A 10590-nucleotide genomic window follows, 5' to 3' on the forward strand; every position below is an offset into this window, starting at 1 on the left:
CCCTCCCCCCCCCACAGCCCTCCATGTTTAGCCCGGGGCCTTTGGCGCCGAACACCTTGCGTACATGGTCCTCGCTGCCCCACAACGGCGGAGGCGGCGGCGCGAACGGATCGAGTGGCGGCGGGGGAGGAGGAAGCAGTCCGTCGAGGCCGAGCGGGTGGACCGGGGCCGGCGGTTCGTCGACGACGTTGCGCGGCGTTGCGGCGGAGAGCGGCCCGCCGCACGACGGCCACGCACCCTTGCCCTGGGATGCCAGGACACGTTCGGCGACCGCGATCTGCTCTTCCTTGGTGGCCAGGTGTGCCGCCGGGGCGAACTCGCCGCCGCCGTGGCCCGTCCAGGTGCTCGGCGCGAACTGCAGGCCACCGTGATAACCGTTGCCGGTGTTGATGGCCCAGTTGCCGCCGGACTCGCAGCGGGCGACCTGGTCCCATTCACCGTCGGTCGCCGCGCCGGCCTGGCCGGCCAGCGCGACGCCGCCACCTCCGATGACTGCGCCCGTGAAGGCGATCTTCGCGACGTTCACAGCAGATGAAGCAGGCTTGCGATGCCGTCCACTCATAAGTGCTTGTGGTCCTCTCTTAAGCGCCCACGAGGTCAGCTGTCGGGTTCGGGCTGGAGAGGTCGCCCGGCCGGCGTCGTCGAAAGGCGACGGCTTCACCCCAAGGAACCGCGAAAGGTTCCTGGTCCTGTATGTCGGTGGACCGGTGGGTCCCCCGCCTCCATCCGAGTTGTCTCTCGTTGTCCCCGCGCACCAACGGATGGAGTTCGGCGCAGTCGGTGTCGCGGCAGGCCGTTCGCAAGGTGGGGGTTGAGCGGCCTGGTTCAAGACCGTAATGGCTCGTCTGGGTCCCGTCACCTTTTGCTCGGCGCCGTGTGTCCGCCGACGGCAAATACTAAAAAAACTCTAAAAGACCAGGAAGGACTGTTGTTCCTGCAGGTGCCTCGCCCCTCAACCGCGTCGTAGCCATCCCGTGACCATTCCGTGATGTGATGCAAATCACGGATTAGATCCGGGTTCCTGAGAAGTCAACCGCCGGCGAACGGCGGAAGAACATCGATGGTCTGCGCGTCGCACAGTTCAGAGCCCATGTCGCGCACCGCAACTCCGTCACGCAGATATGAGCAGCGGGCCAGCACCTGAGCCAGCGCGGCGTCCCGCGCTTTCAGCATGTCCACGAGGTCGGCCACCGTGGCACCCCGGTCGACGTCGAGGGTCTCGGATTCCGTGCCCGCGGCGGCACGCGCCGCGGCGAAGTAGCGGACGGTGACTCGTGCGGCACCGTGGATGTCGGGCACCGCTCACCCTCCGATCGCGCTCATCGGGCGGTCGGGCTGGACGAAGCCGGGGTCGTTGATGCCGTGGCCCGCGGCTTTCGCCCACATGGCCGAGCGCCACGCCGCCTCCAGCGCAGCGTCGTCCGCACCGGAACGCAGCAGCACGCGGAGGTCCGTCTCGTCGCGCGCGAACAGACAGTTGCGGATCTGGCCGTCGGCGGTGAGCCTGGTGCGGTCACAGGTCGAGCAGAACGCGCGGGAGACCGACGCGATGATCCCGATGTGGCCCACGACGCCGCCATCCTCGTGCACCTGCCACAGCTGAGCCGGAGCCGACCCTCGCGGACGCGGATCGGGCGTCAACGTGAAGTGCGCGCTCAGCGCGCCGAGGATGTCGTCGGCGCTCAGCGCGCGCTCACGCTGCCACGAATGTCCGGCGTCGAGCGGCATCTGTTCGATGACCCGCAGTTGGTATCCGTGGTCGACGCAGAACCTCGCCAGCGACACCACATCGTCGAGACCGGTCACCGGATCGAGAACGGCATTGACCTTCACCGGGTCCAGTCCGGCGTCTTTTGCCGCGCGCAGGCCCGCCACCACGTCCGAGAAGCGGTCACGCCGGGTGATCGCGGCGAACCGCGCGGGATCGACGGTGTCCAGCGACACGTTGATGCGGTCCAGTCCGGCGCGCTTGAGACCCTCGGCCCGCTTGGCCAGGCCGACGCCGTTGGTGGTCAACGTGATCTCGGGGCGCGGGGTCAACGCGGCGGTCGCCGCGACGACGTCCTCAAGGTGCGGTACCACCAGCGGCTCACCGCCGGTGAAACGGACACTGGTGATGCCCAGGCGGGTGACCGCGATATCGAGCAGCCGGATCAGCTCGTCGGGCTTCAGCTTCTCGTCGTTCGGCAGCCAGTCGAGCCCTTCGGCCGGCATGCAGTAGGTGCACCGAAGGTTGCACAGGTCGGTCAGCGACACCCGAAGGTCGGTCGCGATCCGGCCGAAGGTGTCGACCAGGGGGCCCTGCGCGGGGGCCGGGGACGACGACGGGCGGTGTACCGACGGCACCCCGAGCGACACGGCCGTCACGGCACCGCTCCGACCACGCGGCCGTGTGCCTGGTCGACCGGCACGATCTCCTTGCCCAACGGCATCAGCGATACCGGGATCATCTTCAGATTCGCAAGCGCCAGCGGAATCCCGATGATCGTGATGGCCATGGCGACCGCGGTGATGATGTGGCCGATGGCCAGCCACACACCGGCCACGATGACCCAGATGACGTTGCCGACCAGCGCCCCGGGGCGGGGGCCCGGCTTCTCGACGATGGTGCGCCCGAACGGCCACAGCGCGTAGGCCGCGATGCGCAGCGAGGCGAAGCCGAACGGGATCGTGATGATCAGGATGAAGCAGACGATCGCGGCGAGGAGATAGCCGAGCGCCAGCCACAGGCCGCCGAAAATCAGCCAGATGACGTTCAGGATCAGTCGCATTATCTTCCTCCAGCGGTGACCCGCAGCCTACCGACATAAGGGGATGCTGGCTCTGCGGCCGTCCGAGTAGGATCTCAGGACGCGTCCCGACGCAGGCGGGACGCTTACTTTATGTACCCGTACAGGTGCAGACAGCTATCGGCTTCAGACAGACAGCAGGTGAGACCAGTGCCTACCGGCCGGGTGAAGTGGTACGACGCGGAGAAGGGCTTCGGGTTCCTCTCTCAGGAGGAGGGCGAGGACGTCTACGTGCGGTCCTCGGCGTTGCCCGCCGGTGTCGAAGGTCTGAAAGCGGGCCAGCGCGTCGAGTTCGGCGTCGCGGCGGGGCGGCGGGGCCCTCAGGCCCTGAGCGTCAAGCTCATCGATCCGCCGCCCAGTCTCACCCGGACCCGACGGGAAGCCGCCGCGGCAGAGCACAAGCACACCCCCGACGAGTTGCACGGCATGGTCGAGGACATGATCACGCTGCTGGAGAGCGCGGTGCAGCCCGAGCTGCGCAAGGGCCGCTACCCCGACCGCAAGGTCGCCCGGCGGGTCTCCGAGGTGGTCAAGGCCGTCGCCCGCGAACTCGACGCCTAACCCCCCGCGCCGAAATTGCGTTCCGGCAGCGGAAGTTCGAGTGAGGCTCTGCTGGAATGCCATTTCGGCGGGCGGGGGTGCGGCGGAGTGGGTATGACTGAGCCATGAGTTATGTGGCCGACCCGTCGAGTTCCGGCGGGGAGTTCAGCCGGGACACCCAGTACATCGCCACGCGGATCACCGCCGACGGGCGTGACGGATATCCGGTCGAACCGGGCCGCTACCGACTGATCGTCGCCCGGGCCTGTCCCTGGGCCAACCGCACCATCATCGTGCGGCGGCTCCTCGGGCTCGAAGACGTTCTGTCCATCGGCTTCTGCGGACCCACGCACGACGAGCGCAGCTGGACGTTCGACCTGGACCCCGACGGGGTGGACCCGGTGCTGGGCATCCACTTTCTGCGCGACGCCTACAACAAACGCATCCCGGACTACCCCAAAGGCGTCACCGTCCCCGCGATCGTCGAGATCGCGACCGGCCAGGTGGTCACCAACGACTTCCCCCAGATCACGCTGGACTTCTCGACCGAGTGGTCCGCCTTTCACCGCGACGGGGCCCCGCAGCTCTACCCCGAGCCGCTGCGCGACGAGATCGACGAAGTCGCCCAGCGCATCTACACCGAGGTGAACAACGGCGTCTACCGCTGCGGGTTCGCGGGATCCCAGCGTGCCTACGACAAGGCCTACGACCGGTTGTTCACGGCGCTGGACTGGTTGTCCGACCGCTTGTCCGGCCGGCGCTATCTGGTCGGTGACACCATCACCGAGGCCGACGTGCGTCTGTTCACCACGCTGGCGAGATTCGACCCCGTCTATCACGGCCACTTCAAAACCAACCGCAACAAGCTCGCGGAGATGCCGGTGCTGTGGGCCTACGCGCGGGATCTGTTCCAGACGCCGGGGTTCGGCGACACCATCGACTTCGTCCAGATCAAGCAGCACTACTACATCGTGCATTCGGACATCAATCCCACCGGCGTGGTGCCGAAAGGCCCGGCGCTGGCGAACTGGCTGACCCCGCACGGCCGAGAGGCGCTGGGGGGCAGACCGTTCGGGGACGGAACCCCGCCCGGTCCCACGCGTGAGTCCGAGCGCGTCCCGGAAGCCCACTCCGCCGGTTAGCCTATGACCCCCACTCCGTGCGCACCGACCATTCGGCGTGCGGGACCGGGAACTCGTTGCCGTCCTCGTCGCGGACCAGCGTAGGCAGTTGCACCGCGAATCCGGTGAGGCGGCCACGCTGCGCGTCCAACGTCGGGATCGTCACCGCCAGCCTGGTCCCGGGCCGGAACTCCTCGACCACGTCGGCGTCCTCGTAGGCCCGGATCAGCACCCACGGCGCCTGGGCGATCTCGCCGGGGACGGACAGCTGGACGGGGTGGCGGCCGATGACGGGCAGCTCGCCCTGCGTGGCGGGCACCACACAGTCGGTCGGGTTGAGCACCTGGCAGAACCGGTACGGCCCGACCCGGGACAACTGTCCCTGCGAATACGCCGAGATCTCGGGAAGTTCCGGTGCGCGGTCGCGGGACAGCTGCCAGACGAGTACACCGGTACCGATCGACGAGAGCAGCGCCACCGTTGCCAGAACAGCGACAACACGTTTCACTCGCGGGTCACCGCCGCATCCGTCCGTACACCTTCCTGTTCGGCAAGCACCGGCCGGTTGCCGCCGAAGCCCGGGACCAGTGACTCGCCACGATAGCTCAGCACCGTCTGGGCCAGGCCGAGGATCAGTATCGCGGTGATGGTGGTGAACCCCGCATACAGCTCGGTGTAGATCAACACCCCCGTGGCGCCGCCGGCGACCCAGGCCAGCTGCAGCAGCGATTCCGACCGGCCGAACGCCGACGCGCGCGATTCCTCGGGCAGATCGTCCTGCAGCGACGCGTCCAGCGACGCCTTGGCGATCGCGCTGGAACCGGAGGTGATCAGCGTCGCGACCGCAGCCACCAACAGGTTGCCGGTCAGCGCCGTCACCAGGGCCATCGCGGTGACCGCCACCGCGCAGCGCACCACGAGCCGGGCGGGATGGCCGAGCTCGAGGCGGGCTGCGGTGAAGTTGCCCACGAAGTTCCCGACGGCGGCCGCAGCACCGATCATCCCGAGGATCCGCAGCTGCTCCCAGCCGCCGGCATCATGGGCCTTCGCGACGAACGCCGGGTACAGAAACAGGAAGCCGACCATCACCTTGACGGTGCAGTTGCCCCACAGCGAGGTGATGATGTTGCGGCCCAGCGGCTGGCGGGCCTTGGTGGCCGCACCTCCGTGCGGCGGCCGTCTGAGTTCCTCGGTCTGACCGTGGTAGCTCAAGGTGGCGGGGACCTCGCCCTCGGTGACCTCGACCCACTTCGGGATCCGCATCGCCAGCACCGCGCCGCTGATCGTCACCGCGACCACGATGTAGAGCGCGCCCGGCATCTGGAACAGTTGGAACCCCCACTCGGCGGCGGCCGCGACGCCGCCGCCGATCATCGTGCCGCCCAGCAGCCCGAACGTGGTCAACCGCGAGTTCACCCGGACCAGGTCGATCGACGGCGGCAGCACACGTGGTGTCACCGCGCTGCGCAACACCGAGAACGACTTGGACAGCACCATCATCCCGAGCGCGCACGGATACAGCACCCATGACGGGAAACTGCCCGTCGCGCTGTCGAAGTTCGCGATCAGCACCACGGCGAGCACGGTGCGCAGCGCGAACGACGCCGCCAGCGCGACCCGCCGACCGTGCTGTAGGCGGTCCAGCGCCGGCCCGATCAGCGGCGCGATGACGGCGAACGGCGCGATGGTGATGAGCAGGTACAGCGCGACCCGGCTCTTGCTCTCCCCGGAGGCCGCGGCGAAGAACAGCGTGTTGGCCAATGCCACCGCCATCGCCGCGTCCACCGCGAAGTTCGCCACCACCGGCCAGGTCAGCGCGGTCAGCCCGGACTTGTCCGCACCGTCGGCCGTCGCGGCACGGTGCACCAGGCCGTACATCTTCGAACCCATCTCGCGGCTGCGCTGCGCGGCCGCCCGCGTCACCGTCACCTTCTCGCCGTTGCGGCCCGGGGGCGGGGAGTAGTGGCGGTCGTGATGGCGCGCGGTGTCGTCGAGCGGAGGCAGCCAGCGGTTCCCGCCCTGGTTCGGCGAGTAGGGGCGTCCTCGCCCGGTTGCGCGGGCACCCGGGCGCGCCGTCGGGTCACTCGGGTAATTGGCCATCCCCGGGTGTTCACCCGCAGGTGGGCGCGGCGGGTAGTAGCGTCCACCCTGCTGACCGTCAGGGTCCCGGTGGTCACGCCGCGGTCCGCTCACGCCGTCGATTCTCCCCCATGGGAGCGACAGCGGCCGCAGGGCCGACCGGTGTGGCTGGCGCTTGCCCGGCTCAGGCACTATTGGAGGCGATGGACAGCATGACCGACCCCGATCCGCAGGCCACCGATCCCGGTCACGAAACGGGTGACGCGCCCGGACAGCCGGCTTCCGAGAACCCCGGCCCCGACCTGGAGGCGGTGCTGCTCGGTGCCGTCGACGCGGCCCGTGCCGCGATCGTCGAGCACAGCGGCGAGGACACCGTCGGTGAGTACCTCGGCGCAGGTTTCGAGGATCCGACCTCGGCCACCCACCGCTTCCTGGCCGAGCTGCCGGGTTACCGCGGCTGGCAGTGGGCCGTCGTCGTCGCCGCCTGTCCCGGCGCCGCGCAGGCCACGATCAGTGAGGTCGTACTCGTGCCCGGCCCCACCGCGCTGCTCGCCCCCAAGTGGGTGCCGTGGGATGAACGGATCCGCCCGGGCGACCTCGGCCCGGGTGACCTGCTCGCCCCGCCGGCCGACGATCCGCGGTTGGTGCCGGGCTACATGGCCACCGGCGATCCGCAGATCGACGAGGTCGCGGTGGAAGTGGGGCTGGGGCGCCGCCAGGTGCTCAGCCTGTGGGGCCGCAACGACGCCGCCCAGCGTTGGCACGACGGCGACTACGGTCCCGGCTCGGCGATGGCCCGGGCCACCCGCCGCGTGTGCCGGGACTGCGGCTTCTACATGCCGCTCGGCGGAGCACTCGGCGTGCTCTTCGGCGTGTGCGCCAATGAGTTCGCCGCGGACGGACACGTGGTGGACGCCGAGTACGGGTGCGGTGCCCATTCGGACACTCCTGCCCCCGCCGGCACCGGCTCACCGCTGTTCGACCCGTATGACGACGGAGTCCTCGATCTCGTCGAGCGCAGCGAGTAGTTCCGCGTCAACTCTCCGCGGCGTTCTTGATGCGCGTCAGCGACGCATTCATGCCCTCGACGAGTTCCTGCTCGAAACTCGGTACGCCGCCCATGAATTTGCCGACCAGGAAATTCGACACCGCCGTCGTGCCGTTCTCGGCGTGCCGGGTTTCGACCAGGCGGGTCCCTGCCTCGGTCGGCTCCAGTTCGTAGCTCCAGACGGTGTGGTTCTCGTTGACCCGGAACGCCAGCTTCTTCTCCGGGATGAACTCGGTGATGCGGCATGTGGTGGGCCAGAACATGAGTCCGCGCCGGTTGAGGTTCACCGTGCGGGCGCCTTGGCGCAGCTGCCCGATCGGCTTCATCAGGCGGCACTGCGGGCTCCACTGCGGCATCTTGCTCAGGTCCGAGACGAGCGCCCAGACCTTGGACACCGGCGCGTTGATGTCGACCTCTGCTTGCAATACCGGCGCTGCCATCGAATCTCCTCCTACGTCAAGCCCCGTTGTGCGCCGCGGTGTCCGCGGCGCACCGCGTGACGTTGCCACAGAAAGATCGTCGTGCCAAGGACTCCGACGCCCAGGCCGGCGACGGTGACCGGACGCCATTCGTGCAGCGCACCGACGGTGAAGGCGAGCACGGCGGCGATCAGCCAGCCACCGGCGATGACCACGATGACCGGCCACGGCGTGAGCAGGCCCGCGGGCAGCGGCGGAGGCTGAGGTTCGGAGTCGGTGTCCATCGCGTCCAACTTAACGACCGGCGCGGCACGGTGGGTAGTCTCAGCGCTGTGCTCGTCGCCGGTCCTCCCGAAACAGCGTGATCGCCAACGGCGTTGAAGTCGTCGACGTCAGCGATCCGGCGGACCCGCGGCTGGACGACTTCCGCGACCTCAACAGTGTCGACCGCCGGCCGGACCTGCCCAGCGGCAAGGGGCTGGTGATCGCCGAGGGGGTGCTCGTGGTGCAGCGGATGGTGGCGTCACGGTTCGTGCCGCGCGCGCTGCTGGGCACCGATCGGCGCCTGACCGAACTCGGTGCCGATCTCAACGGCGTTGCCGCACCGTTCTACCGGGCCTCCGCGGAGGTGATGGCCGAGGTGGTCGGCTTCCACCTCAACCGCGGGGTGCTCGCGTCGGCGTCGCGCGCCCCGGACCTCACGGTGTCCGACGTGCTCGACGGGGCGCGTACCGTCGCCGTGCTGGAGGGTGTCAACGACCACGAGAACCTCGGCTCGGTCTTCCGCAACGCCGCGGGCCTGGGCGTCGACGGCGTGATCTTCGGCAGCGGCTGCGCCGATCCGCTCTACCGCCGGGCCGTGCGGGTGTCGATGGGGCATGCGCTGCTGGTGCCGTTCGCCAAGGCCGGAAACTGGCCCGGTGACCTTGAGTTGTTGCGGGAGTGCGGATTTCAGCTTCTCGCGATGACCCCGGACCCGGCCGCGCAGACTCTCGCCGAGGCGATGACGGCGTTGGCGGACCAGCGAGTGGCCGTCCTGGTCGGCGCGGAGGGGCCGGGCCTGAAGGAACACACCATGCGGGCCAGCGATGTGCGCGTGCGTATCCCGATGTCCCGCGGCACGGACTCGCTGAACGTCGCGACCGCCGCGGCGCTGGCCTTCTACGAGCGGGATAGGCTCGGCCGGTGAGCGACGAGACGCCGTGGGGGACCGGTCTGACGGTCGCGGCGTTCGTCGCGGCGGTGGTCGCCACGGCCGTCATCGTGCTCAGCATCGGATTGATGCGGGTGCATCCGTTGCTCGCGGCCGGTCTGAATCTGGTTGCGGTGGGCGGATTGGCGCCCACGGTGTGGGGGTGGCGGCGAGTGCCGGTGTGGCGCTGGTTCGTGCTCGGGACGGGAGTCGGAGTCGCCGGTGCGTGGGTTGCCCTGCTGGTGATCGGTGCCGCCGGCGGGGTGTGACGTCAGCCGATGAGTGTTCGGGCGAGCCGGGTTCTGGCCGCGGGGATGTCGTCGCTGCCGAGGATCCGCAGCACCACCTGATCCGCTCCCGCCGCGCGGTATTCACCGACCCGCGCCGCGATCGCCGGCAGGTCGCCCCACGCCGCGATACCGTCGAGGAGCCGGTCGCTGACCGAGTCGATGTCGGCTTCCGAGAATCCCTGCCGAAGCAGGTTGCGGCGGTAGCCGCCCGCTTTGGCCAGGAAATCCAAGGGACCGGCGACGGCCCGCCGCGCGACCTCGCGCTCGGTCACGGGAACGACCATCAGCAGCACCGCCAGTCGCCGGTCGGGACCGAGCGCGCTGCGTGCAGCGGCGACATAGGCCGGTGTGACGAGATACGGGTATATGCCACAGGCCCGTTCGTCGGCCAGCGCCACCATGTTGGGTCCGAGCGCCGCGAGTATCCGCGCTGACGCGGGCAGCCCGCCCCGGTCGAGGTCGTCGAGATAGGCATGCATCGTCGCCAACGGGTGACTGTCGCGTGCGCCGCCGAGTCCGACGACGAACCGCCCGGGATGGTCGCGTTGCAATGTCCGGTAGGCGGTCAGGACGTCGGTGGCCGGCACCTGGGAGACCGGGATGATGCCGGTGGCCACCGGCAGGGTTTCGGTGGCGCGCACCGCGGCCTCGACCATCGGCAACACGCCGGAGCGCCACAGCGTCGAGAAGCCCAGGCGTTCGGCGTGCCGGGCCTCGTCGGCCACGACGGCGGTGTCGTCGGTGTACGGGTTACTGCCGGCCAAGCCGATCGGCCCGAGCGTGATCATCCATGCACGCTAGAACCTCAACGGAACTTCAGGTCAAGGCGTCAGCGCTGGCCGCTGGAACGCACCCCGAGCAGCACGTCTTCCCAGGCCGGCACCGCGGGCCGGGCCTTGCGCGGGCGCGGAGTCTTCGCCGCGGGGGCGGTCTCCGGAGGCTCGACGCTCTCGGGCTCGGGCGCGCTCCAGCAGTACCGGATGGGCGAACCGTTCGACCCGGGCGATGTCGACCCCGGCGGCCGAACTGGCCACCGCCGCGCATCCTGTCCTCGCCGACGGTCCGTCGGTGCTGACGCTGCTGGAGACGGTCACCTCGGCGCTCATCGCCCG

14 protein-coding genes, 3 pseudogenes and 1 riboswitch are annotated in these 10590 nt (G+C 69.3%); of the genes and pseudogenes, 6 read left to right on the forward strand and 11 right to left on the reverse strand.

Annotation, left to right across the window (positions count from 1 at the left end; genetic code table 11):
• From ASJ79_RS10325 to ASJ79_RS10340, 4 genes are all read right to left on the reverse strand, one after another.
• The coding region (locus ASJ79_RS10325) for a transglycosylase family protein (RefSeq protein WP_231750807.1) at nt 1–562 on the reverse strand (562 nt) is incomplete at its 3' end.
• Between the two features lie 9 nt (nt 563–571).
• Nucleotides 572–784, reverse strand: a riboswitch (cyclic di-AMP (ydaO/yuaA leader).
• Between the two features lie 245 nt (nt 785–1029).
• Nucleotides 1030–1299, reverse strand: coding sequence for a MoaD/ThiS family protein (locus ASJ79_RS10330; protein ID WP_231750808.1), 270 nt, complete (start codon nt 1297–1299; stop codon nt 1030–1032).
• A 3-nt stretch (nt 1300–1302) separates the two neighbouring features.
• Complete coding sequence (moaA, locus tag ASJ79_RS10335; protein ID WP_067954796.1) at nt 1303–2367, reverse strand: GTP 3',8-cyclase MoaA; 1065 nt, start codon at nt 2365–2367, stop codon at nt 1303–1305.
• Nucleotides 2364–2771, reverse strand: coding sequence for a YccF domain-containing protein (locus ASJ79_RS10340; RefSeq protein WP_067954798.1), 408 nt, complete (start codon nt 2769–2771; stop codon nt 2364–2366). The genes moaA and ASJ79_RS10340 overlap by 4 nt, the downstream gene beginning before the upstream one ends.
• A 168-nt stretch (nt 2772–2939) precedes the next feature.
• On the opposite strand from ASJ79_RS10340, the gene ASJ79_RS10345 reads away from it, so the two are divergent.
• Both ASJ79_RS10345 and ASJ79_RS10350 read left to right on the forward strand, forming a co-directional pair.
• Complete coding sequence (locus ASJ79_RS10345) at nt 2940–3350, forward strand: cold-shock protein (RefSeq protein WP_067954799.1); 411 nt, start codon at nt 2940–2942, stop codon at nt 3348–3350.
• 104 nt (nt 3351–3454) lie between these two features.
• Entirely contained in the window at nt 3455–4471 is a 1017-nt protein-coding gene (locus ASJ79_RS10350) for a glutathione S-transferase family protein (RefSeq protein ID WP_067954802.1), read from the forward strand.
• A 1-nt stretch (nt 4472) separates the two neighbouring features.
• Here ASJ79_RS10350 and ASJ79_RS10355 read toward each other — a convergent pair whose 3' ends face one another.
• Both ASJ79_RS10355 and ASJ79_RS10360 read right to left on the reverse strand, forming a co-directional pair.
• Entirely contained in the window at nt 4473–4958 is a 486-nt protein-coding gene (locus tag ASJ79_RS10355) for a DUF2771 domain-containing protein (protein WP_067954804.1), read from the reverse strand.
• Nucleotides 4955–6550 (reverse strand): MFS transporter, encoded by a 1596-nt coding sequence (locus ASJ79_RS10360; RefSeq protein ID WP_067954806.1) that lies wholly within the window; start codon nt 6548–6550, stop codon nt 4955–4957. Before ASJ79_RS10360 ends, ASJ79_RS10355 begins: the two co-directional genes overlap by 4 nt.
• A 182-nt stretch (nt 6551–6732) precedes the next feature.
• Here ASJ79_RS10360 and ASJ79_RS10365 point away from each other — a divergent pair, with 182 nt between their 5' ends.
• A complete protein-coding gene (locus ASJ79_RS10365) occupies nt 6733–7557 on the forward strand; it encodes a DUF3027 domain-containing protein (RefSeq protein WP_231750809.1) in 825 nt (274 codons plus the stop codon).
• Between the two features lie 7 nt (nt 7558–7564).
• Here the strand turns inward: ASJ79_RS10365 and ASJ79_RS10370 are convergent, their stop codons facing one another.
• Together ASJ79_RS10370 and ASJ79_RS10375 are read right to left on the reverse strand one after the other, a co-directional pair.
• Entirely contained in the window at nt 7565–8017 is a 453-nt protein-coding gene (locus tag ASJ79_RS10370) for an SRPBCC family protein (protein WP_067954808.1), read from the reverse strand.
• An 11-nt stretch (nt 8018–8028) separates the two neighbouring features.
• Nucleotides 8029–8280: a DUF2530 domain-containing protein gene (locus ASJ79_RS10375; protein WP_067954809.1), complete on the reverse strand. Its 252-nt coding sequence runs from the start codon at nt 8278–8280 to the stop codon at nt 8029–8031.
• 77 nt (nt 8281–8357) lie between these two features.
• Here ASJ79_RS10375 and ASJ79_RS10380 point away from each other — a divergent pair, with 77 nt between their 5' ends.
• Together ASJ79_RS10380 and ASJ79_RS10385 are read left to right on the forward strand one after the other, a co-directional pair.
• Nucleotides 8358–9185, forward strand: coding sequence for an RNA methyltransferase (locus ASJ79_RS10380; RefSeq protein ID WP_067954810.1), 828 nt, complete (start codon nt 8358–8360; stop codon nt 9183–9185).
• Complete coding sequence (locus ASJ79_RS10385) at nt 9182–9457, forward strand: DUF2537 domain-containing protein (protein ID WP_067954811.1); 276 nt, start codon at nt 9182–9184, stop codon at nt 9455–9457. Before ASJ79_RS10380 ends, ASJ79_RS10385 begins: the two co-directional genes overlap by 4 nt.
• Before the next feature lie 2 nt (nt 9458–9459).
• Here ASJ79_RS10385 and ASJ79_RS10390 read toward each other — a convergent pair whose 3' ends face one another.
• The 3 genes and pseudogenes from ASJ79_RS10390 to ASJ79_RS33825 form a co-directional block, all read right to left on the reverse strand.
• Nucleotides 9460–10266 (reverse strand): TIGR03620 family F420-dependent LLM class oxidoreductase, encoded by an 807-nt coding sequence (locus tag ASJ79_RS10390; protein ID WP_067954812.1) that lies wholly within the window; start codon nt 10264–10266, stop codon nt 9460–9462.
• Between the two features lie 41 nt (nt 10267–10307).
• Nucleotides 10308–10421 (reverse strand): annotated as a pseudogene (locus ASJ79_RS33820) (DUF3071 domain-containing protein); the annotation flags it as partial.
• A 40-nt stretch (nt 10422–10461) separates the two neighbouring features.
• Nucleotides 10462–10512, reverse strand: a pseudogene (locus ASJ79_RS33825) (hypothetical protein); the annotation flags it as partial.
• Between ASJ79_RS33825 and ASJ79_RS33115 the strand changes: the two are divergent.
• Nucleotides 10496–10590, forward strand: a pseudogene (locus tag ASJ79_RS33115) (DUF3071 domain-containing protein); the annotation flags it as partial. The pseudogenes ASJ79_RS33825 and ASJ79_RS33115 overlap by 17 nt on opposite strands.

This window comes from Mycobacterium sp. NAZ190054 (assembly GCF_001545925.1).
Lineage (GTDB): Bacteria > Actinomycetota > Actinomycetes > Mycobacteriales > Mycobacteriaceae > Mycobacterium.